Below are 22,417 nucleotides of genomic sequence, written 5' to 3'. Positions count from 1 at the left end.
TTTTATTTGTCTCTACTGCTCCACTGCTCGGGAGAGCCTAGATGTTCTTTGAAGAAGTCCGTCAAATAGCCGGACGTAAGAATTTCCGATGTAATGAAGGGCTTGGGCTGACCCGGTACGTACAGGACATTGACGGGAACACTGGAGCGGTTTAATTCCTTCAATGCACTGTCAATGGTCGGATTCGGTCTGGTTTTATCCGCACGGAGCAGCACAATGCCATATTCCGCCATCATCTTTTTGACATCCTCCGTATAGGCCATTTTTTTATTAACCTGACACGTCAAACACCAGCGTGCGGTAAAGTCGACAAAAACCGGATGTCCTGCATTTAAGGCTTCTTGAACGGCTTCCGGAGACCATGTTCCCCATTCCGAGGTATTCACATTCACCGCAGGCACATCAGCCGGAGAGGCATCATCCTGATGAATCGGCATAGAGAACCAAATGCCGGTTGCAGCAACGATGATGGCGACCGCTCCGCCAATCAGACGCGTCCGCTTACTCTTGTACATCGGACACCATCTTCCATAGATCCAGCCGGAAGTACAGAAAGCAACAAGTCCGATCATGGCATTCAACAACAGACTGGAATCCGTGAAAAAGCCCATATACGTCCACAACAGCCAGGCAGCGGCAGCAAAAAGGAAAAAGGACAACCCCTGCTTGAAGGACTCCATCCAGGCACCGGGTTTCGGCAAATATTTCACCAACCCGGGGAACGCGCCAAGAATCACATAGGGGAAAGCCATCCCAAGCCCCATGCAGGTAAAGGCCAGCCACATGCCTAGAGAAGGCAATGCCAAAGCCGGAGCAATAGCTGTCCCGAGGAACGGTGCGCTGCACGGAGTCGCCACGACGGTCGCCAGCACTCCAGACCAGAATGAACCGGCGTAGCCCTTGCGGTTTTGCAAGTCATTGCCGACAGCTGTCGCCCCAACTCCGATTTCAAAGATACCGAACATACTCATGCCCAAAATCAGCATCAACAGCATCAGGGAATAAATCACCCACGGCTCTTCCATCCAGAATGCCCAGTTAATCGTTTGTCCGGTTCCCTCCAGCCCGGATTTCAATACAATGAGAAGCAATGTAATTGCCCAGAACGACGCTACCACGCCAACGACAAACGCCATGGCATGGGTAAACACTTTGCGGCGTTCTCCCCCACCCAATTGGACAAAGCTAAGCACCTTCAAGCCCAATACGGGGAAAACACACGGCATCAGATTCAAAATCAAACCTCCCAGGAAGAGCAAACCGCAGATTACCAATAATCCGGGATCATCTTCCCCGGCAGGAGCGGCAATCCCCCGGGCATTGGCTGCAATCGGAGATACAGCAGAATTCCCGGAAGCAGGAATCTGTTGTTCCACAATTGCCTCCCCCCGAGCATTTGAAACAGAGGGCGCATCAACCAAGACTCCTTCACCATCAATTGCCAAAACCCCCTTGAGAGAGGAAACCGGAAGAAGAGCCCCATCTTCACCCTCATTGGAATTAGGATAGAGGGAATCTTTATTCATATTCCTCTCCATTTCCAACGTGTAGCTGCCGTCAGCATTTTTCTTCCATACCTGCTCTGCCGTCGGCATGATCTCTCCCGTCAGAGAAAAGAAATAAACAGGTTTTCCCTCCGGAAGAGTGACATTTGCCGCTAACTTCACACACAGGAAAATCTTCTGACCATCAACGGAACAGGTCGTCTGCAGTCCGCGAGCCCAAACCGGAGGCTCAAGACCGACAATGCCTTTGACCAGAGAAGAGGCATCGGACGATTCACGACCATCGCCCCGGCTGAGAGAAAGAGTCAATTCCTTTGATTCCGGCGACAAACATTGGCCGTCGCGGCAGGCCTGCCATGTCATCTCCACAGACAAATCCACCTTGTCCGGAGCATCGGCACCCGGAGTCACAACGAAAGCGGCACGAGGAGAGGAATAACCATAGAACACGCCCAAGTCAGATGCAGAACGAGTGGGCACAGCCCAGAACGGCCCTTTAATATCGAACCCCGGCACAGGCTTCATCACAGCCTCCACGGGCAGACCTACCGTCCCGGGATTTGTAAAATAGGCGTGCCAAGCATCGGCAAGTTTGATTTCAGAGACAACGACAAAAGGTTTGTCACTGTAAGACTCTACCGTCGCTCCGATTTTCACTCCAGCCATAGGGGAGTCACCCCCATCCTGCATTCCCTCCATGCCCGGTAAGCTCATTCCTCCCGGCAACCCGGCGCCAAGTCCGGCACCGTCAGCGCCGCTGTATCCGCAACATAGGAGCGTTAACAAAACGATCCATTTTTTAAAAAACAATTTCATGAACCGTTTTTAGCAGAATTACCACCTTTGACAATCTTTTGAGAGTTGCACAAGCCCGCGGAGGGTATAGAATAGTGACATGGTCAAAACAATTACACGCTATGAAGGCAACCTTCGGTGTTCTGCGGTTCACGAACCTTCCGGAGCACAGGTTTACACGGATGCCCCCCTCGACAATCATGGCAAGGGAGAAAGCTTCTCCCCAACTGATCTCGTCGGAGCCGCCCTTGCCGGTTGTATGAGTACCATCATGGGTATCGTCGCCGAAAGAAAAGGACTTCCGATTGAAGGCATGACGGTAGAAGTAGGCAAACACATGAATGCCGATCCCCGTCGCATCGGTAAACTGGAAGTCACCATCACCGTACCGCTGCCACCCGACCATCCTGATCGCAGTGCCTTGGAAAACGCCGCTCTGACCTGTCCGGTCAAAAAGAGCCTTCATCCCGACATCGACATCCCGATCACCTGGAACTGGATCGGTTGATATCATAGCCGCGATTTTATCCTCCAGAGCCGTTTCCCCTCCTTTTCCGAGGGAAACGGTTCTGTTTTTTCCATTGTTTCCATGGATGCCCGAACGAAAAAACCTCTGCCGATAAAGAGGAAAAAGCCGCCCACGCCATTCATGGACACAGAAATATGTTTTTGGACTCGCCTAGAGGCAAGCCAAAGTCTAGGATAGTTTCACACAGTCCTCTTCACATGTCCGGTAAATTGACCTACAAGCAATCGGGAGTGGATACGAAAGAAGCCGCCTCATTCGTATCCGCCATCAGTGCACACGTTAAGCGTACTCAAAAACACCGCAAATTGCACCAGGCTTTCGGCCTGTTTGCCGCTGCCTACGATCTGAGTTCCTACAAGGAACCGGTAATCGTAACCGGATGCGATGGCGTAGGTACCAAAACGGAAATTCTCTTCGAAATGGACATGCCCGAAACGGCAGGCAAAGACCTCGTTGCCATGAACGTCAACGACATCCTGACGACCGGAGGCGATCCTCTGCTCTTCCTCGACTATCTCGGCATCTCCAATGTAGAAAAGGAACGCACCCGCATCACCCGCCTCGTTGCCGGAATGTGCGATTACCTCGAATCCTGTAACTGCATCCTCGCTGGCGGAGAAACAGCCGAAATGCCCGGAGTTGTTCCGGAAGACATCGTAGAACTCTCTGGTTTCTGCATCGGATGCTGCGAAAAAAGCCAAATGATCGATCCGACGACCGTCCAACCCGGCGATGTCTTTGTCGGCTACAAATCGGACGGTTTCCATGCCAACGGTTGGAGTCTCGTCCGCCGCGTTCTCGAAAGCAATCCCGACGTCGTCAACGAAGAAGAACTCCGCGCCATGCTCGCGCCGACTCGCCTCTACCATGACGTTGTCGCCGACATGCGCAAACTTGGCATCACCCCCAAAGCCTATGCGCACATCACCGGTGGCGGACTGCCGGAAAATCTGGAACGTTTCCTCGGCGATTTCGGTGCCGACCTGACGATTCCCTACTGGGACAACGCCCCCGTTCAAAAAATCCTCCAATTCGTTGATGACAACGACCGATTCAATACCTTTAACATGGGTATCGGCTGGATCGCCATCGTCAGCCCCGGAGACGTGGAAGCAGCGCTCTCGGCAGGTCCGGGCGGCACAGTCATCGGGACCCTCAGGGAAGGAGCCGGCATCACCGTCAAAGTTGCCGACAACAAGTAAAAACGTTCCTCTCAATAAGACCTCAAGGTATTTACTTCGATGAGCGACTTCTTGAAACACGAATGCGGCATCGCCGCAATCCGCCTCCTTAAACCTCTCTCTTATTTCCAAGACAAGTACGGTTCCTGCCTCTGGGGCTTCAACAAGTTGTTCCTCCTCATGGAGAAGCAATACAACCGCGGACAGGACGGAGCCGGTGTCGGTTGCGTCAAACTGAACATGCCCCTCGGCCAGCCTTACCTGTTCCGTACCCGTGATGCCAGCAAAGACGCCCTGCCCAATATCTTCAACGGGCAGATTAAAAAGCTCAACAAAAAATCACGTAAGGGACAGCTCGACCTGACCGATGCCGAGGCAGTCAAACGTGAATTCGACTACGGAGGTGAAATCCTCATGGGGCATCTGCGCTACGGCACCTCCGGCGTATTCGACGAAGGTTCCTGCCATCCCTACCTGCGCCGCACCAACTGGACGACACGCACGCTCATGGTACTAGGTAACTTCAACATGACCAACGCTGGAGAGCTCAACCAGCGTCTCATCGCCCGTGGACAGCATCCCGTCTTCGGCACGGATACCCAAACTGTTCTTGAAGAAATCGGCTACCATCTCGACGAAGCCCACAACGAACTCTACCGCAAGTACCGGGAAGAAGGCATCCCTGGCCCGGAAATTCCCAAACTGATCTCCGAATACCTGAACATCCCCCAGATTATCCGTTCCTCCGCAGAAGCCTGGGACGGCGGTTTCACCATTCTCGGAGCCATCGGCAACGGCGACTTCTTCTGCCTGCGCGATCCTCACGGCATACGTCCCTGCCACTATCTCATTACGGACGAATACATCGCCGTCGCATCGGAACGTGTCCCTCTCATGACCGTTTTCGAAGTAGAAAACGAACAAGTCCAGGAACTTCCCCCTGCACACGTCCTCACCATTGAGTCCGACGGCAGGTATGCGATCTCTCCCTATACAACGCCTCTGGAACCGACTCCTTGTTCCTTCGAAAAAATCTACTTCTCACGCGGCAACGATCCTATTATCTATCGGGAACGCAAAGCCATGGGTGCAGCGCTGACTACACGCGTCGTCGAATCCCTTGAAGACCATTTCGACAAAGCCGCCATTACCTACATCCCCAATACGGCGGAAACAGCCTACTACGGCCTTCTGGAAGGGTTGAGACTCTACCGCCGTAAACGAGTACACAAAATCCTGCTCGATTCATTCAACAACGGTACAATCACGGAAGAACTTCTGGACACGGCCATCCTCAAACGCTGGCCGCGTGGTGAAAAAATCGCGCACAAGGACATTAAGATGCGCACCTTCATCACACAGGAAAAAGGTCGCGCCCAACTTGTTTCCCACGTTTACGATCTGACCTACGGCGCCGTCGGACCGGATGACGTCCTCGTCGCCCTCGACGATTCCATCGTCCGCGGTACGACCCTCCGCAAATCCATTCTACGCATTCTGGGCCGTACCAAGCCCCGCAAGATCGTCATTGCCTCGACAGCCCCTCAAGTCCGCTACCCGGATTGCTATGGCATTGACATGTCGGAACTCGGCAAATTTATTGCCTTCCAAGCTGCCATTTCCCTCATCAAACAACGCAACATGGGCATCCTTCTGGATGAGGTCTACCAAGCCTGTAAAGAAGAACTCACCAAGCCCAAAGAAGAACGGCGCAACTGCGTCAAAGCCATCTACGCTCCGTTCACCGAACAGGAAATCACTGAAGAAATAACCCGTCTGGTTACCCCGCACGATGCCCAATGTCCCATTGAAGTCATTTTCCAGACAATCGAAGACCTCCACAAGAGCATCGAAGGCCCCTGCGGCGACTGGTATTTCTCCGGAGACTATCCGACTCCGGGCGGCTATACGACCGTCAACGTAGCCTACATCAAGTGGTTCCTGGGCGAGGATGGTCGTGCGTATGACCTACCTCTTTAAAAAGAAAGATTGCCCTTACAGCAATCTTTCATGCATATTCTCCGGACAATTATATTACCTATGAACAGTTCTTGCTCCATAAAGGATATGGACGATGTCCAGCTCGTCGAACTTGCCAAAAATGGCGAGTCCCGTGCTTATGACGAACTGGTCAAAAGACACAGCCGCAAGCTGCACTCCGTCCTCTATCAGATGACGGACAGTTACGACGATGCCTACGATATTGCCCAGGAAGCTTTTGCCAAGGCCTATCGTTCCCTCCGCTACTTCAACGGACAAAGCGCCTTCTACACATGGTTGCATTCCATCGCATTGAACCATGCGAGGAATTTCCTGAAAAAAAGGAACAAACGTGCCATGTACAGTCTGGATGACGATGAGTACGGTTCCCACGAAGAGAAGGACATGTCCATGGCGGACGACTCCAACGGCTCCGATCCGGAGAAAGTACTTCAAATGACCGAATTGAAGGATAAAATCCGTGAAGCCCTTCTTAAACTGTCCGATAAACACCGTGAAATCGTCGTCCTCCACGATGTCCGGGGACTGAGCCATTCCGAAATCAGTGTCATGCTTGGCATCTCCGAAGGAACCATGCGTTCCCGCCTTCATTACGCCCATAAACAACTCCAAGGGATTTTATCTGAATATCTCGAATAAAAAAATATATCTTTTTTGAACACGACGGGCTTGGAAACTGTCAACTTATCCAGTTGTGATGCATTCCGTCCCCTTTGGTATCTATCCAACAATAATTCAACAAAATTCCCGACATGGATCAAAAAGCAAATATTTCCCGTGAGGATCAGCTTGTCAAGATGCTGGCAACACTCCGAGCGGAAGTCCCATATCCGGACGATTTCGAAGATCGTTTCCTGAATGACTTTCAGAAACGTAGTTCTTCCGAAATCGTTCGTCAATCGTCCTTCGCCCTTTTCAAAGAACATATTCACGCATATTTTCAGAACTTCAATGGTTGGAAATGGGCTTATGGTGCCATGGGAACTTGTACGGCGCTCATTGCCTGTGCCATTGTCTTCTCCTCGGAAGGCGATCCCGGCCCTGCAATTTACGGTCCGGGCGATAGCGGAGCCAGTACCCCTGTGAGCCTTGAACAGCCAACGCTGATCATTGAAAACGTTCCATCCAATCAGAGAGATCTCCAGGATACGGAACAAAAAGAAAAGGTCCTCCCGATAACCAGGCAACTGGCTGATTTCTAATTCCGGCCAACTTACTACCCCATCCGGTGACATGAGACATATTTTCACCATTGCATTGGGATTACTATGCGCTCAATCAGTCGCCTTCGCAACGAATAGATCCTTCCGCTTAACGTGTACCGGCGAGCATGAGCAACCTTCGGTTATATCCACCAATGTCGTTCTCATCCAGAAAGACATTGCAGCGGCTCTGATCTCCCGTAAGGAAGACCTTGCGTTGCAAATGGCATGTGAGTTTTCGATTTCACCTCAAGACCGACAGGAAGAAACCATCCCATGTGATCTCCTGTCCAACAGAAGCAGATTGGGCCTGACCTTGTTCAGGCTCTCATCCCCTCCTCCCGGAGATCAGATCATCAAAACAACCTCCTCTTCCGATCTGAAACGGGGTGATGCAGTGGTTTTTTATGACAAAGAAGGGAATGAAATCGACGGAGTTTATATCGGGGAGGAACATTACCATTCCGGCATCAGTTTTATCATTCCGCTTTGCCGTGTTCAGTTTCCCACAGGCCAGATACGCCCAGACCGCGGACAAGCTTGTTTCACGCCGCAGGGAACTTTTGTTGGATTTGTCATGACCAGCCTGTCGCACGACACAGGAAGCTATTATCTTCTCCCGGCCCAATTCGTATCCTTTTTCGCGCAGCACCCAGCAGCGGATAGAATTCGGCTCGGTTGCCAAATGGATGTCAACTGCTGTACTCCTGAAGTCGTGCAAGTCACTCCCGGTGGGCCGATGGACAAAGCCGGCGTACGTCCCGGCGACATCATCATCTCTTTCAACGGCAAGTCCATCAACAAATACAAGGATTTCCTCAATGCAATTCATTACATTGGAGATGACAAACCGATTAGCATCAAAGTTATCCGGGGGACGAAAATACTGACGATCGACAATATCGTTCCCGATATCCAGAGAATAAAGCGGTAACCCCGGTTCTGTTTTTCCAGGAAGGAAAAGAGCTCATCCATTCCGATTCAGGATATTTTCCTATTGCTACCAACGATACATGCTTGATCACGGTAGGCGTTGCCACTACAAAAGAAGCCATGCTTCAAATCGTCTTCAATGAGATAAGCGCCGCTGAAATCTCTCAAATCCCTACCTTGGAACAACTGGATCTGCTCGGAGAATTCCAAGTATCGGAATCGACACTCCAAAATCTGGCTGGCACGTCATTCGGAATAATCGAACACGATGGCAAATCATTGTACCGTTTCAGAGCTAAAGATTACCGCATTTACTTCGAAATTCTGGATGGTAAAGTCGTCGTCCACCGCGTCTTGGATAAAAACAGTTTCTCGGATTTCCTCTTCCGTTCCAAGCTAAGCAACGTCAACGAAGATGAAATTTTAAAAGAATCCAAAACGTTCTGGAAATTGATCGAAGAAGGGAAAAACGCCCAGCGCAAATAATCACAATCCGAAACAAATTTCCATATTCCTCTTCTCAAGGCTCTTCATTTGAACAATGAAGAGCCTCATTGTGTCGTAACATCATGGAGAACCGGAAACCTTTGATTACCCCTCATTCCCACCCTCGGGAAATAGCCAGAATGTGCAGCCAGTTTATATCTCCCTTCCGTATCACGGACGGAAATGGCTTCCGCCTTTCATCCTACGATCCGGGAGATACAGGCCCGTTCCGGAAAAATCAGAAAAAGGCCCTCATGGAAAGGTTGGAAAATGGAATCAGCTACATGGGATCCCTTCAGGAAGTATTCTATGCCAGCGCTCGCCATTCCCTGCTCATCGTTCTCCAGGCCATGGATGCAGCCGGCAAAGACAGTACCATCAAACATGTCATGAGCGGTGTCAACCCTCAAGGTTGCCGAGTAGATTCCTTCAAACAGCCATCCCATGACGAACTGGCACACGATTTTCTGTGGAGAACGACCCAATGCCTGCCCAAACGCGGCATGATCGGAATCTTCAACCGTTCCTACTACGAAGAAGTACTTGTCACCAAAGTCCATCCTGAATTACTGGAAGAAGAAGGCTTCTCCCCTGGCAAAGCTGATGGAAAATTCTGGAAGGATCGTTACAAATCCATCCGTCACATGGAGGAACACCTTTCCCGCAACAAGACGCACATTATCAAATTTTTCCTTCACATCTCGCCCGAAGAACAAAAAAAACGCTTTCTGGATCGCTTGGACATCCCGGAAAAAAACTGGAAATTCTCCCCTTCCGACATCCGGGAACGCGTCTTCTGGGACGACTACCAAAAAGCGTTTGAATCCATGATCACGCACACTTCGTCCAGCAATGCCCCATGGTATATTGTCCCGGCCGACAACAAATGGTTTGCACGTATCGTTGTCCTCACCGCCATTGTTGAAAAACTCGCCTCCCTTCGCCTTGAATACCCCGATCCGTCAGCTGGTGAAAAAGAAAACTACCCACTGTATAAAAAGACTTTAGAAGAAGAAACAACAACAAAACCGTCACAGGGTAAAAAGAAATCCACCACACAAAGTTCACGTCCCGGGAAGAAGAAAAAATAATCTCCCTTTTTTTCATTGCATACGATAAAAAATGTTCCATTTGCAACGTATCTATTCTAGATTCCTTTCGGAATTCTCCAACGGCAACTTTTACCCCCTACCCGACCATCATGTTCAAGTCATTTAAAACGGTTCCCCCTTCTTCCACGCCTACTGATACGGATTCCCACGATACGTACCAGCAGCCCTCCTCTCCAGCATGGAACTCCATCCATGATGAAGCTCCCGCTCCCGCACCGGAAGTACCCTCCTTTACCGCACAAAGCCCCATGACCCGGGCTCCCCAGTCCATCACTCGCAACGTACTCAACTCAGATGTAGAAGTTGTCGGTACCCTGCGTTTTGTGGACGATCTGCTGATCGACGGTTATGTAGAAGGCAAAATCTTTTCCGACGGTATCCTGACCATTGGAGAAAACGCGGAAATCAAGGCGGAAATCAATACCAAATCCGTCACAATCCACGGTAAAGTCATCGGTAATATCACCGTCACCGACAGAGTGGAACTAAAAGCCTCCGCAGAACTCGTCGGCGATATCAAGGCAGCCCAGCTCTCAGTCGAAGCAGGAGCCATCTTCATCGGACGTTCCACGGTAGGCGTTCCCTCCACCTCCATTCCTCTTCCCCAAGAACCTGAAATCCCCTCCGTCAAACAGAGCGAATTTACCGTAGACGATATTCCTCCCTCATCCTTCGTCTCTGGCGAATAAGCCGGTTGCGGACAGGAAAACGGAGTTATTTTTCCTCTTTCCATATCTTCATGGTACCCCTCCGTCATCACGGCGTGCAGGGGTACCGTTTTCTTCGGCTCCAACCTTACCGGCCCGCATGAATCATTCATCGACATTCCATCCTATTCCCAGAAAAACGGAGGCTCCTTCCGGCAAGCGGAGCATTACCGATACGGTGCCAAAGACATCTTTTATGGAGACCCTCTCCGCTATAGGGGATACCCCCAAAGCAAATATCTCTCAAAAACCCGTCATCTGTTTTGAATGCGGACGAATTTCCCTCGTTCCGGAAGCCGCCCTTTCCGCCAAATGCCACCACTGCTCCGCATACATCAATCTGGATGACATTGCCATTCACAGCCGATCCTATCGAACTACAGCCCGCACGCGCGGCGATGTCCTCGTCCGGGAAGGAACCCGGCTGGAAGGAATCACGATTGAAGCCCGTCATTTGACCCTCATGGGCAAAGTCTCCGGCAACTTCACCTGTTCCGGCACCTGTACCATCAAGGAGGATCAACACATTCAAGGCAGACTATGCGCCCGGGAACTCATCCTTGAACGCAAAGTCAATGCTACGTTCGTCCAGCCTGTCTCGGTTCAGAATGCTACCATCTCCGGAGTCTTCAATGGAACCTTGAACTGTAAAGAAAAAATCACCATCACACGGACCGGCAAAATCCTCGGCGATGTCAACTGCCCCAACCTTATCATTGAAGAAGGAGGTTCCCACTTCGGCCAGTACTCCAAAACGGTACCCGCATGAACGCCAAACTCCCCATATCCATCCGCGGAGCCAAGCAGTTCAATCTCAAAAACATTGATATCGATCTGCCCCGCAACTCTCTGATCGTCCTGTGCGGACCGTCCGGATCAGGAAAATCGACCTTGGCCGTTGATACGCTCTTCGCCGAATCCAGAAGACGTTTCCTCGACTGCCTTTCATCCAAAATCCGGCAATCCATGACTCAGCCGGACAAACCAGACGCGGATTCCATCACCGGCCTCCCTCCTGCCCTCTGTCTGGAACAATCCCCCGGCCTTTACGGTCCGCGCTCTCTCTTAGGTAACATCACGGAAATCATCGACTATCTTCGTGTCGCATTCGCTGCAATCGGCATTCCCCACGATCCGGATACCGGTCGCGAACTTATCCGCATGACGTCAGATTCCATCGCCGAAGCTCTTCTGGCCAATCCGGCAGGAACCCGCCTTACCCTCCTGTCCCCCGTACATTCCGGTTTCCTGTCCGGAGAAGAATCGGATGTGAAGGATACCCTGAGGGACTTCCTCAGGCAGGGATTCCTGCGCGTCATGTGGGACGGAGAAATCCGCGACATCGACGATATTCTGACCGGAGCCCTCAACAGCGCACCGGAACATCTCTCCATCGTCATCGACCGCATCATTCTACGCGGCGAGGAATCCGCCTCACGCCTGGCAGACTCCATGCAAACGGCATTCCGTATCAACCCGGACGAAATCAGTGCCGTTCTTCAGCCACAAGACGCTCCTGCCCGTCATGAATCCTTCTATACCCGATACCGTAATCCGGATACGGGCTTCGTCCTGCCCCAGCTCACCCCCAAGCATTTCTCATTCAATTCCCCTCAAGGCTTCTGCCCTGCCTGCCAGGGTATGGGCACGGTGAATGCCAATTCCTCCGGAAAAAAAGCACACCATACCATCAAATGCCCGGAATGCCGGGGGAGCCGTCTCAATCCCATTGCACGCGCCGTCACCCTCCTCACTGGCAGCAGTGAAGTATCCCTTCCGGAACTCCTGGACATGCCGCTTGAAGACTTTGCCGACTGTATGGCTCATCTGGAAATTCCCGGATTCATGGAACCGGCCATCCGCCAGGTCAAAAACGAAATCGAAAAGAGGACGGGATTCCTCAATTCTCTCGGCCTGGGTTATTTGTCTCTCTCTCGCCCGGCATCTACCTTGTCCGGAGGAGAACTCCAACGAGCCCGGCTAGCTTCCCAGCTGGGAGGAGGCCTCTCCGGAGTTCTCTATATTCTGGATGAACCGACCATCGGTTTGCATCCCGAAGATACGGACAGGTTGATCAAGGCTCTCAAACGCCTCCGGGACATGGGCAACACTATCCTCGTCATCGAGCACGACGAGCAGCTTCTTCGTGAAGCGGACTATATGGTAGATATGGGGCCCGGTTCAGGTCCTTTAGGCGGTTCCGTCCTCTTTCAGGGGACCTCTTTGGAAATCATGGATACCCCCCAGTCCATCACCGGCCCATGGCTCTCCGGTTCCAGGCAAATGCCGTCCTTTTCATCAGCCCCCCTCCGGGAATCCCCCTCCGGCCTTGTCTTGAAAGGTGCCCATGCCCACAATCTGAAAAATGTGGATCTCATCCTTCGCGGAGGAACGCTTACCTGCCTGTCAGGCCCATCTGGATCCGGCAAATCTACCCTTGTCATGGACTGCCTGATCCCGGCGTTAAAAGACGCCGACCCCAAAGGCGCCGGTCCCGTTTGGGATTCCCTTGAAGGGGCATCCTCATTTTCCCGTTTCGCCCTCATCGACCAATCTCCCATCGGCCAATCTCCGCGCTCGACTCCTGCTACGGCCACAGGTTTTCTGAACATCCTAAGACCTCTATTTGCCCATCTTCCCCTTTCCCGCCAACGAGGGTACACCGCCTCGCGCTTTTCTACCAATGTACGCGGCGGACGCTGTGAACGGTGCCTTGGTACAGGATTCATCGAAGTGGACATGCACTTCCTCAGCAATGTCATCGTGCCCTGCGACGCCTGCCAGGGCCGCCGCTACAACCGGGAAACCCTGGAAGTCACCTGGAGAGGCAAATCCATTGCTCAACTCCTTGCCCTCAGCGTAGATGAAGCTCTGGAAATCTTCGCCCCCATCCCCAGAGCAGCGGCCATCCTCAAAAGCCTCCAGCGTATAGGTCTCGGTTACATGACGCTAGACCGTCCCTCCTCCACGCTTTCCGGTGGAGAAGCGCAACGCGTTAAAATCGCTACGGAACTGGCCAAAATTCCCGATAATCCCGGAGGACTTCCGCCCAGCCTGTTCATTCTGGACGAACCTACCACCGGTCTCCATTTCCAAGAAGTGGCCATGCTCATCCAGGCACTCGGCGAACTAAGGAATGCGGGACATACCATTTTGTGTATTGAACACAATCTGGACATGCTTGCCGCAGCCGACCTGATGATTGACATGGGGCCCGGCGCCGGGAAAAATGGAGGTATTATCGTCGACCAGGGGACTCCGATCGAAATTGCTACCCGCAATATCTCCCCGACTGCCCCTTGGCTGCGTTCTCGCCTATCGCGCACCACATTTCCGTATTCCTCCGTCCCATCATGAATATTGCAGAGACAACCATCATTACGGCACGTCTGCAACTCGTCCCTCTGACGGAACGTTTCGAAGATGATATCTTCCGCTTTTTCACTCTGGATATCACTGCTTACATGATCCCCCAGCCCACAGGTGATATCAGAGATACCCGGGAATTCATCCAAAACGCGATTACGGCCAGACAAAACGGTACAGATCTCGAATTCGCCATCATCCTGACGGAAACCGGAGAATTCCTCGGTTGCTCCGGCCTCCACGAATACCACACTCCGACTCCGGAATTAGGCATCTGGCTGAAACAAGAAGCACATGGGCACCAATTCGGGAAGGAGGCCATTCTGGGAATCATGGATTTTGCAGCTTCCTGTCTCAACCCCGATTACTTCATCTATAAGGCAGACAGACGCAACATCGCCAGCCGCCGCATCCCGGAATCCTGCGGAGGTATCATGGCTGACCGCTCCGAAATCCGTAGTGATACCGGCAAACAACTCGACGCCATTGAGTACCACATTCCCGTCATGCCCCGCCTCCAATCCTCCCCAAAGCAGAACTGAAACAGAAACGCAAGACAAGCACTGTGCTTTCTCTCATGTTTACCAGCCGCCGCCAAGGGCAAGGGCTAGCTTGACAACGGATTTACGGATATTCTGGCGCATGGAAACAATAGAAACTTCCGACTGCAACCACGAACTTTGCGCCGTCACCACATTCAGGAAATCCGTCTGTCCGGCCGTGTACAGATCCAGTGAATACTTGGCAGCTTTCTTGTTGGATTCATTCTGCTCAATCAGGTAAGAGAGCCGTTCCTTGCTGGAAGCATAATCAATCAAGGCGCTTTCCACCTCGCTCACAGCCGTAATGAGGACTTTGCGATACGCCTCTCCAGCCCGTTCGGCCGCCACCTTCTGCATCTTGACTCGTTCCCTCAGCTCCCCGCCGCGGAACAAGGGCTGGCTCACATTGCTGCCGAGAGACCAATTGGCGGAATGACTGCGAAACACATCGTCAAACGACCGGGCTCCCGACGAGGCAGATCCCGTCAAACTGAAACGCGGATACAAATCGGAAACGGCAACACCGACATTGGCTACGGCGGCGTGGAGATCCGCTTCAGCTCCGATGATGTCGGGACGCCTCCTCAGCAACTCCGAAGGCAGGCCAATCGGTACCGTCGGCAATTTACCTGTCAATTCCAGAGAAGGAGTAGTCAAGCGTCCTTGCTTCAAATAGGAACCGAGGAGCACACTCAGTGTATTTTCCATCTCCTTCATGTTGGCCTCCATCACCGGAATATTGCCCTCCGTACTGGCAACCTGGGATCTCGCCTGTTCCAGGTCGAGGGAAGATGCCAGTTCCGCATTTTTGCGTCTCGTGACGATATCCAGCGTCTTTTTCTGAAGTTCAAGCTGTTCCCTGGCAACGCGCAATTCCTCCACCGATGCAATCCATGAAAAATACGTCGTCGCAACCTCTGCCATAAGCGCCGTTTTCACGGACAAAGCATTAGCCTCCGTGGAAAGCAGGGACGCCATTGCCGCTTCCACCGTACGGCGATTGCCGCCAAATACGTCCAATTCCCAGGACACATCCGCATTCAGAGAGAATGATGAGGAAGAAGATCTTCCCCAGCCGTCGGATGTTCCCCGGCCTGCACCGAAGCCGGCACTGGATGAAGGCAACAGGGAGGCTCCCGCTATCCTGGCTGATGAACGGGCTTCCTGAACACGCATCAGGGCCATTTTCATGTCGGGATTGTTCGACTCGGCTTGCGCCACAAGACGGTTCAATTGAGGATCTCCAAAAATCGTCCACCAGGCAGTCAGATCTTTCAAATTCGATTTCGGAGGAAGCGCCGTCGCCCAGGAAGCAGGCAAACTGCTCTCGGGTTTTGTAAAATCAGGACCCACCATACAGGAGGTCAGCAAGCAGGAGGACAGGCAAATGTAAGAAGCAATTCTCATGGAATAAAAAGATATGGGTACAGAGGACAAAAAACTGACTATTACGTTTACTCATGGCGCAATGCGTCGATAGGATCCATCTTGGAAGCCTTCCACGCCGGATACCAACCAAAAATACAACCGATAGCCGCCGAAACGGCTACTGCCAGAACCATAGCTTCCGGGGCTGTTGCCGTTGGCCACTTGAGCACATGGCTGACAATCAGAGACACAGTACGTCCAAAGACAATACCAATGGCACCGCCGATCAGGCAAAGAAGCACGGCTTCCAGCAGGAATTGACGCATGATGTCGCGAGGACGGGCTCCCACAGCCATGCGCAGACCGATTTCACGGGTACGTTCCGTTACGGATACCATCATGATGTTCATAATACCGACGCCGCCGACGACCAAGGAGATCATAGCCACAACAAGGAGAAGATTGGTCATCACCTCGGAAGTGGAACTCATCACGCGGGATACTTCCGCCATATCCCAGACGCGGAAATCGTCATCGTCGCCTTCCTGCAGACGGTGGCGCGCCCGCAGCACCTGGGAAATCTCCTCAATGCACTTTTGGGATTCGGCCGGATTGGAGATTTCCACCATGATGTTTTCAATAGTCTTGAAACGACGGGGATGAGGAGCATCCGAGTAGGGTTCCTTCTCCGTCGTTGCATAGTAATTGACAGATGTCGTCGGGAAGGAAAGCGAACGGGCATTCTTGACCGTCGTACTCGTCGCCGAGGAGGAGGAGGAAGCGGAAGCATATCCGCCCAGCCCTTGAAGACGGGAGGAAATACTCGTCCACGGCATGACGATGATATCGTCCTGATCGCGCCCCATCATATTGGCTCCCTTCTTTTTCAGGACACCGATCACCTTGAATGATACGTTCTTGATGCGGACATCTTTTCCTATGGGATTTTCAGTTCCGAACAATTCCCGAACAATCGTCTGCCCCAGCAGGCAAACCCGCCTGGCGCTTGTTACGTCCGCCTCTGAATAGGGATTCCCCGATTCAAGATCTTCAAGATCGCGGATACGGAGGTAATCTACCGTACCGCCTTCAATAGAACCGGCGCTCCAGTTTGTATTGCCGTACACAATCTGCCCGCCCGTTCTCACGACGGGCGTAGCCCGGACAACGGTTTCGCATTCACGGGCAATGGCCTCGCAATCTCCGGGAGTCAGGGACGCTCTCCCACCGGCACCGGAACGAACGCCGCCGCGTGTAACGGAACCGGGAAAGATATTGAGCGTATTCGCCCCCATGGAAGCAATCTGGCTCTTGATTTGCTCGGTCGACCCCCGTCCGATTTCCATCATCGCAATCACGGCTGCAATACCGATAATAATACCGAGGATCGTCAAGGACGCCCGCATCGGATTGCGGACGAGAGCTCGGATACAGGTTTTGAGAAGGGGAATGAATTTCATAACTTGTCCTCATTAATCATGGAGGATACCCCTTCGCTGATACGCCCGTCCACCATGTGGATAGCTCGGTCGGTAAAAGAGGCAATCTTCGGATCGTGCGTCACCAAAATGACGGTAATCCCCTGTTCTCGATTCAAATCCCTGAACATGTGCAGAACTTCGCGAGAAGTCGAAGAATCCAGATTACCCGTCGGTTCGTCTGCCAGAAGAATACTGGGATTGTTAATCAGGGAACGGGCAATAGCCACACGCTGTTGCTGACCACCGGACAATTGGGCGGGAGAATGATCCATGCGATCGTCAAGTCCGACGATATGAAGCAATTCCTCAGCACGGGAACGAATTTCCTTCATCGACCTGGGGGGATGACAGTAGGCGGCCGGCATCATCACATTTTCCAAAGCGGACGTTCTGGAAAGCAAATTGAAGTTCTGGAATACGAATCCGATCCTCTTGTTGCGCAACAGGGCGCGTTGGTCGGCATTCGCCTCGGCCACATCCTGACCGGCGATAATGTATTGTCCGGCTGTCGGACGATCCAGGCAGCCCAGGATATTCATCAAGGTAGATTTACCGGAACCGGATGCCCCGGTCAGGGAGACGAACTCACCTTCTCCGATACTCAGGGAAATCCCCTTAAGTACCTCCAGATCAATCTCGCCCAGACGGTAAACCTTGGTTATGTCTCGCAATGTAATCACAACAGAATAAAACTTTTTTGAATGAAACAACAGCTTCCCTTTCGCTCCCGGAGTTCTTCCGTACCGGAGGAACTCCGAGAAAGGGCCGGCCTTCCCGGATCAGGGACGAGGAGGAGGCCCACTGTTGGAACTGCTCTTCTTGTTTTGATTCTTACGTCTGGGAGGCATCTTGGGCACGAAGGGATTCGTCGTCGCCGACTCATCGCTTTCCACGGCGGCGGAACCGTCTTGCCCCGTAGCCGAGAGAACAATCTCCATATCTTCTTTCAACTGCTTGGACTCAACCGGAGTTACCATTCCATTGGTTTCACCAGCCATCACCCAAATGGGAGCTACATAATTTCCTTTCTTTTCCCAGATCAGGGAAAGCTCCTTCTCCGGTTCTTTGCCACTGCCGTCCGCCTGCTCGACATCTTCCTGGCTCTTGGCATAAATTTCTTCGCTCTTCTTCTTGAATTCGTCCTTGATTGCAGGATCAATCATTTCCTTCGTCGGAGAAAATCTCAACGCCGCATTCGGCACAACGAATACATCCTTCAAATCCTGCACGATGAAATTGACATCGGCCGTCATGTAGGGACGCAGAATCTTGTTGGGGTTCTTGGCATCGACCTCCACAATATAGGTCACAACATTAGATGTCATCGTCGCATTCGGACGGATCTTGTTGACCGTTCCGCTAAAGGAACGCCCAGGATAAGCATCAACGGAAAAGAGAACCTTCTGACCGGGGTGGATATTGGCAATGTCAGCTTCGTTCACGGCAGCCCAGACCTGGATTTCACTCAAATCCTTGGCCACATAGAACATGGTCGTCGCACTCATATTGGATACCACTGTCGAACCGACGTTATAAAGACGAGTAATGACCGTACCGTCCACGGGAGAAGTAATCGTCGTATATTCCTGATTGCGCTTCTCAATCACCAAGGCGGCCTCCGCGGCCAGCAAAGAGGCCTTAGCCTGCTCTAAAGAAGCTTTGGAAGACGCCACGGCGGCATTCGCCACTTCTTCCGCAGATATATACTGATCGTAACTGGACTGGGACAATGCATCGCCCGGCCCCAGCTTCTCCGCACGGGCACGATCACGCTTCGCCTGGCGATGCTGGGCTTCGGCTTGCAGGATATTGGCCTCGCACTGGGCAATATTAGCCTTGGACTGGGCAATGTTGGCTTCAGCTCTCTTGATGTCGTTCTTCACTACAACGTCGTCGATCCTCGCCAGAAGCTGGCCCTGCTTGACCTCACTGGCATAATCGACCGTCTTGCCATTCACATCCTTGCCAAGTTCTAGAATAATCCCGGTCACCTGGGCACTCACTTCCACAAGCTCCGTAGGTTCCACCGTTCCCGTTGAATCAATAGTCAACCGAAAGTCCGATTTTTCCAAAGGAGATGTTTTGAATTGAATCTGAATGCCATCCTCCGCCTTCCACATTGACCAGCCCCACCACCCGACAGCCGCTACGCCTACTACAATACCAATTTTCAAAAAACCGTTCACGGAGAATTATACTCCACCTTGCAGGAAAAGTTTCAATAATTTTTCTCAAGTTTGATTTTTGGGGATCTGCTTCCGACACGTTCCGAGAAGAGGAATCATCAACCCGTTCCAATTCATTCTCCGGAGTCTTGCTGCTGGGTAAATTGGTGCCGAAGCGCTTCGAGGAAAATCTCAGCAGCGTTCGAAAACACCTGGAATTTCTTCCACACAATGCTCACTCCCGATTCCAATTTGGGTTGCAATGGCCTAAAACAAAGATTTCCGTTCCCTGTTACATGAATCAAATGGTCAAGGCCAATGACATAACCGAGCCCCTCCTCCACCATGAGAGCCGCATTATAAATGAGGTTGTAAGTAGACACCACGTTCAATTTGTCGAAATTCCCGCCAAACCATTCGGGATATCCAATCATCCCGGATTGGTTCCGGACTATTTGTCTGGAAGAGAAAATCAGGGGAAGCCCCAGCAAGTCCTGAGGATCAATAGTCTTTTTCGTAGCCAGGGGAGAGTCCTTCCTCATAATAACTCCCCATGTATCTTTTGCCGGCAAGTCGATGCAATCGTATTTAGCGGTATTGGCCGGCTGAATCAGAAGACCGAAATCCAACATACCTTTGTCAAGGCGTTCCATAATGTCATCTGCAATTCCACTGTAAAGGTGAAATCGGATATCCGGATAGGCGGTCTGTACTTCTCTCATCACTCGGGCAATCAACCTCATCGCAACAGATTCTCCCCCCCCGATATAAATGTCCCCGCCAACGGTATTTCCCATGGCTGCAAATTCAGATTCGGTCTTGCAGACCATCTCCATGATCTCCTGAGCTCGCTGTCTGAACAACCTTCCTTCCTCCGTCAAGGTGATATGGTGATAATTCCGGATAAAAAGTTTCTGACCCAACTCGTCTTCCAAGTCTTTCAACTGCCTGGAAAGCGTAGGCTGGGTAACATGCAGAGATTCTGCAGCCCTCGTAATGCTCCCCTCCCTCACTACTGCCAAAAAATAACGTAATACTCTGATTTCCATTAATTATTCCTTCTTATTATATTTTTACCATAAGATAATATACTATGCCTAACAAGCATAATAATCCATACTAAAGAAGTATTTGCTATGATGCAAAAGCATGCTAAAAAGGAAATACGGACTCGTATCACGGATCATGAGGCCAAATAACGCTTGTCGGAGCAGTTGGGAAACAAACACCGGAGACAAAGGAGAAAAACTATGCAATCACTCTTTTTTGGCGCACTTCTCGCCGTAATTTGTACTGTAACTTATGGAAATGACACCAACATGAATTCGCTAACGATCAGACAGCAGAAAATAGCCGCCGCCGCTTCCATGGCAGCCAAAGGCAACCAAGACGGACTCAAGGAAGCTCTTACTTCCGGTCTGAATGCCGGAGTCACGGTCAACGAGTTGAAGGAAGTCCTCGTACAAGTCTACGCCTACTGCGGATTTCCACGTAGTCTCAATGCCTTGAACACATTCAAAAACCTCCTTGAGGAACGCGGAAACAAAGATCGGCAGGGAAAATTGCCCGGACCTCTCCCCGCAGGGAAAAGCATTGAATTCGGGACGGAAAACCAGACGAAACTTATAGGAGTACCCGTTCAAGGCGCTATCTACGAATTTGCACCGTCTATTGACGAGTTCCTGAAAGCCCATCTCTTCGGAGACATTTTCGGACGTGATAATCTGGACTGGCAAACCCGTGAGGTGGCCACAATTGCCATGCTCGCCGCAATGGACGGTGTGGACAGCCAGTTGAACGGCCACATTGCCATTGGCAAGCACAACGGCCTTAACGATGAACAGACAAAGGCAATCGTCGCCATCGCCAGAACAGACCATAACGGGATTCCCTCAATCAGCCCGTTTCCAACAGGAAGAGAAAATACGGGATACTCTCAGTATTTCTCCGGAAAGTCATGGCTGGCTCCCTTGACGCAGGACAAGAGACTCGGAGTTCCTGTCGCCAACGTTACCTTTGAACCGGGTTGCCGCAATAACTGGCACAGCCATACCGGAGGACAAATGCTGATTGCCGTCGGAGGAATCGGTTACTATCAGGAACGCGGAAAATCAGCCCGCAAGCTACAGGCAGGAGACGTGGTGGAAATCCCGCCGAATGTAGAACATTGGCATGGAGCCGCACCGGATAGATGGTTTTCCCACCTCGCCATCGAATGCAATCCGCAAACGAACAAGAACACTTGGCGGGAACCAGTCTCCGATGCCGACTACAAAGCAGCGACATCGGAAAGATAAATCAATCCATAGAAGCCGGCAACGCCGGTTAATTGACCAAGGGACGGACAAAATCCGGAGCATGATAGACAATAGGGAACGTTACTTCTTCCGTTGCAGGTAACGTTCCTCCTCACTAAACACGCATCCGCAATATTTTTGCATATATAATTGAAGGGCTCTGGCCTTTTGCTGTCCTTCCCTGAAACCGGGACGAAAATCACGGTAGACAAAATGGACACCGAATTGTTCCGCAGCCTTTTCGGCCGTTTCACGCAGCAATTCATGATTCTGGTACGGACTTACGAACAAAGTCGAAGAAAACCCGTCGAAACCGTTTTCGGCAGCAAAACGAGCCGTTGCTTCAAAACGCATCCGGTAACACGTTCCGCAACGATTCTCCAGCGATGGATAAATTGCCCGGATAAACGGTCTCAGTCCGTACTCATCCCTTGTAATCAGTTCCAACCCGATCTCCCCCGCATATTCGACCAGAGTATCCTTCCTGGCCTGGTATTCCTTATAAGGGTGAATATTCGGATTAAACCAGAATCCAGTCGGTTCGATTCCCTCCCCTCTCAGCAACTCAATACAGGAAATGGAACAGGGGGCGCAGCAAATATGAAGAAGAACACTCATACCTGACCTCTCTTATAGAGAACAACAATGCCCAATGCCATACAAAAAGACATATAGGATCATGGGACATAACCGGAAAACAAATACGTAAAGCTTCCCTTCCCCTCTACAAAAGAGGAAAAGGGAAGC

General features: G+C 51.6%; 20 protein-coding genes. 13 read left to right on the top strand and 7 right to left on the bottom strand.

Features of this window, described 5'->3' with window-relative positions; all coding sequences use genetic code 11:
* Window positions 1-2: 2 nt before the first annotated feature.
* Entirely contained in the window at window positions 3-2,321 is a 2,319-nt protein-coding gene (locus tag QET93_RS07275) for a thioredoxin family protein (protein ID WP_280132860.1), read from the bottom strand.
* A 79-nt stretch (window positions 2,322-2,400) separates the two neighbouring features.
* Here QET93_RS07275 and QET93_RS07270 point away from each other — a divergent pair, with 79 nt between their 5' ends.
* The 12 genes from QET93_RS07270 (at window position 2,401) to QET93_RS07215 (ending at window position 14,359) form a co-directional block, all read left to right on the top strand.
* A complete protein-coding gene (locus tag QET93_RS07270) occupies window positions 2,401-2,808 on the top strand; it encodes an OsmC family protein (protein ID WP_280126548.1) in 408 nt (135 codons plus the stop codon).
* 218 nt (window positions 2,809-3,026) lie between these two features.
* Window positions 3,027-4,031 (top strand): phosphoribosylformylglycinamidine cyclo-ligase, encoded by a 1,005-nt coding sequence (purM, locus tag QET93_RS07265; RefSeq protein ID WP_280126547.1) that lies wholly within the window; start codon window positions 3,027-3,029, stop codon window positions 4,029-4,031.
* Window positions 4,032-4,070: 39 nt separating this feature from the next.
* The gene (locus tag QET93_RS07260) at window positions 4,071-5,990 is read left to right on the top strand and encodes an amidophosphoribosyltransferase (protein WP_280132861.1); all 1,920 of its coding nucleotides are present in this window, start codon (window positions 4,071-4,073) and stop codon (window positions 5,988-5,990) included.
* Window positions 5,991-6,050: 60 nt separating this feature from the next.
* Window positions 6,051-6,650: a sigma-70 family RNA polymerase sigma factor gene (locus tag QET93_RS07255; protein ID WP_280126545.1), complete on the top strand. Its 600-nt coding sequence runs from the start codon at window positions 6,051-6,053 to the stop codon at window positions 6,648-6,650.
* A 113-nt stretch (window positions 6,651-6,763) separates the two neighbouring features.
* Complete coding sequence (locus QET93_RS07250) at window positions 6,764-7,213, top strand: hypothetical protein (protein ID WP_280132862.1); 450 nt, start codon at window positions 6,764-6,766, stop codon at window positions 7,211-7,213.
* 31 nt (window positions 7,214-7,244) lie between these two features.
* The gene (locus QET93_RS07245) at window positions 7,245-8,147 is read left to right on the top strand and encodes a PDZ domain-containing protein (RefSeq protein ID WP_280132863.1); all 903 of its coding nucleotides are present in this window, start codon (window positions 7,245-7,247) and stop codon (window positions 8,145-8,147) included.
* A 119-nt stretch (window positions 8,148-8,266) separates the two neighbouring features.
* Window positions 8,267-8,632: a hypothetical protein gene (locus QET93_RS07240; protein ID WP_280132864.1), complete on the top strand. Its 366-nt coding sequence runs from the start codon at window positions 8,267-8,269 to the stop codon at window positions 8,630-8,632.
* Between the two features lie 140 nt (window positions 8,633-8,772).
* Window positions 8,773-9,723, top strand: a complete 951-nt coding sequence (locus tag QET93_RS07235) for a polyphosphate kinase 2 family protein (protein WP_322189923.1) — start codon at window positions 8,773-8,775, stop codon at window positions 9,721-9,723.
* A gap of 110 nt (window positions 9,724-9,833) precedes the next feature.
* Window positions 9,834-10,433, top strand: coding sequence for a polymer-forming cytoskeletal protein (locus QET93_RS07230; RefSeq protein WP_280132865.1), 600 nt, complete (start codon window positions 9,834-9,836; stop codon window positions 10,431-10,433).
* Window positions 10,434-10,551: 118 nt separating this feature from the next.
* Window positions 10,552-11,220, top strand: coding sequence for a polymer-forming cytoskeletal protein (locus QET93_RS07225; protein WP_280132866.1), 669 nt, complete (start codon window positions 10,552-10,554; stop codon window positions 11,218-11,220).
* Window positions 11,217-13,808: an excinuclease ABC subunit UvrA gene (uvrA, locus tag QET93_RS07220; protein WP_280132867.1), complete on the top strand. Its 2,592-nt coding sequence runs from the start codon at window positions 11,217-11,219 to the stop codon at window positions 13,806-13,808. Before QET93_RS07225 ends, uvrA begins: the two co-directional genes overlap by 4 nt.
* Window positions 13,805-14,359: a GNAT family N-acetyltransferase gene (locus QET93_RS07215; protein WP_280126537.1), complete on the top strand. Its 555-nt coding sequence runs from the start codon at window positions 13,805-13,807 to the stop codon at window positions 14,357-14,359. Before uvrA ends, QET93_RS07215 begins: the two co-directional genes overlap by 4 nt.
* A 39-nt stretch (window positions 14,360-14,398) precedes the next feature.
* On the opposite strand, the gene QET93_RS07210 is transcribed toward QET93_RS07215, so the two are convergent.
* From QET93_RS07210 to QET93_RS07190, 5 genes are all read right to left on the bottom strand, one after another.
* On the bottom strand, window positions 14,399-15,766 hold the full coding sequence (locus tag QET93_RS07210; RefSeq protein WP_280126536.1) for a TolC family protein: 1,368 nt from the start codon (window positions 15,764-15,766) through the stop codon (window positions 14,399-14,401).
* Window positions 15,767-15,813: 47 nt separating this feature from the next.
* Entirely contained in the window at window positions 15,814-17,187 is a 1,374-nt protein-coding gene (locus QET93_RS07205; protein WP_280132868.1) for an ABC transporter permease, read from the bottom strand.
* Complete coding sequence (locus QET93_RS07200) at window positions 17,184-17,888, bottom strand: ABC transporter ATP-binding protein (protein ID WP_280126534.1); 705 nt, start codon at window positions 17,886-17,888, stop codon at window positions 17,184-17,186. The genes QET93_RS07205 and QET93_RS07200 overlap by 4 nt, the downstream gene beginning before the upstream one ends.
* 99 nt (window positions 17,889-17,987) lie before the next feature.
* Window positions 17,988-19,382 (bottom strand): efflux RND transporter periplasmic adaptor subunit, encoded by a 1,395-nt coding sequence (locus tag QET93_RS07195; protein ID WP_322189922.1) that lies wholly within the window; start codon window positions 19,380-19,382, stop codon window positions 17,988-17,990.
* A gap of 125 nt (window positions 19,383-19,507) precedes the next feature.
* Window positions 19,508-20,422: a LysR family transcriptional regulator gene (locus QET93_RS07190; protein ID WP_280132870.1), complete on the bottom strand. Its 915-nt coding sequence runs from the start codon at window positions 20,420-20,422 to the stop codon at window positions 19,508-19,510.
* Window positions 20,423-20,692: 270 nt separating this feature from the next.
* Between QET93_RS07190 and QET93_RS07185 the strand changes: the two genes are divergently transcribed.
* The gene (locus tag QET93_RS07185) at window positions 20,693-21,670 is read left to right on the top strand and encodes a carboxymuconolactone decarboxylase family protein (protein WP_280132871.1); all 978 of its coding nucleotides are present in this window, start codon (window positions 20,693-20,695) and stop codon (window positions 21,668-21,670) included.
* A gap of 81 nt (window positions 21,671-21,751) precedes the next feature.
* Here the strand turns inward: QET93_RS07185 and QET93_RS07180 are convergent, their stop codons facing one another.
* Complete coding sequence (locus QET93_RS07180; protein WP_280126530.1) at window positions 21,752-22,288, bottom strand: epoxyqueuosine reductase QueH; 537 nt, start codon at window positions 22,286-22,288, stop codon at window positions 21,752-21,754.
* Between the last annotated feature and the right edge of the window lie 129 nt (window positions 22,289-22,417).

Source organism: Akkermansia sp. N21116 (genome assembly GCF_029854705.2).
Classification (GTDB): domain Bacteria; phylum Verrucomicrobiota; class Verrucomicrobiia; order Verrucomicrobiales; family Akkermansiaceae; genus Akkermansia.
This window is presented reverse-complemented; position numbering and strand designations above follow the sequence as displayed.

Bases quoted from the DNA above. Each gene is read 5' to 3' on its own strand.
- QET93_RS07210 (WP_280126536.1), bottom strand. From the start codon at position 15,766: ATGAGAATTGCTTCTTACATTTGCCTGTCCTCCTGCTTGCTGACCTCC.
- QET93_RS07225 (WP_280132866.1), top strand. From the start codon at position 10,552: ATGAATCATTCATCGACATTCCATCCTATTCCCAGAAAAACGGAGGCT.
- QET93_RS07205 (WP_280132868.1), bottom strand. From the start codon at position 17,187: ATGAAATTCATTCCCCTTCTCAAAACCTGTATCCGAGCTCTCGTCCGC.
- QET93_RS07260 (WP_280132861.1), top strand. From the start codon at position 4,071: ATGAGCGACTTCTTGAAACACGAATGCGGCATCGCCGCAATCCGCCTC.
- uvrA (WP_280132867.1), top strand. From the start codon at position 11,217: ATGAACGCCAAACTCCCCATATCCATCCGCGGAGCCAAGCAGTTCAAT.
- purM (WP_280126547.1), top strand. From the start codon at position 3,027: ATGTCCGGTAAATTGACCTACAAGCAATCGGGAGTGGATACGAAAGAA.
- QET93_RS07245 (WP_280132863.1), top strand. From the start codon at position 7,245: ATGAGACATATTTTCACCATTGCATTGGGATTACTATGCGCTCAATCA.
- QET93_RS07185 (WP_280132871.1), top strand. From the start codon at position 20,693: ATGAATTCGCTAACGATCAGACAGCAGAAAATAGCCGCCGCCGCTTCC.
- QET93_RS07270 (WP_280126548.1), top strand. From the start codon at position 2,401: ATGGTCAAAACAATTACACGCTATGAAGGCAACCTTCGGTGTTCTGCG.
- QET93_RS07180 (WP_280126530.1), bottom strand. From the start codon at position 22,288: ATGAGTGTTCTTCTTCATATTTGCTGCGCCCCCTGTTCCATTTCCTGT.
- QET93_RS07215 (WP_280126537.1), top strand. From the start codon at position 13,805: ATGAATATTGCAGAGACAACCATCATTACGGCACGTCTGCAACTCGTC.
- QET93_RS07190 (WP_280132870.1), bottom strand. From the start codon at position 20,422: ATGGAAATCAGAGTATTACGTTATTTTTTGGCAGTAGTGAGGGAGGGG.
- QET93_RS07235 (WP_322189923.1), top strand. From the start codon at position 8,773: ATGTGCAGCCAGTTTATATCTCCCTTCCGTATCACGGACGGAAATGGC.
- QET93_RS07255 (WP_280126545.1), top strand. From the start codon at position 6,051: ATGAACAGTTCTTGCTCCATAAAGGATATGGACGATGTCCAGCTCGTC.
- QET93_RS07275 (WP_280132860.1), bottom strand. From the start codon at position 2,321: ATGAAATTGTTTTTTAAAAAATGGATCGTTTTGTTAACGCTCCTATGT.
- QET93_RS07250 (WP_280132862.1), top strand. From the start codon at position 6,764: ATGGATCAAAAAGCAAATATTTCCCGTGAGGATCAGCTTGTCAAGATG.
- QET93_RS07230 (WP_280132865.1), top strand. From the start codon at position 9,834: ATGTTCAAGTCATTTAAAACGGTTCCCCCTTCTTCCACGCCTACTGAT.
- QET93_RS07240 (WP_280132864.1), top strand. From the start codon at position 8,267: ATGCTTCAAATCGTCTTCAATGAGATAAGCGCCGCTGAAATCTCTCAA.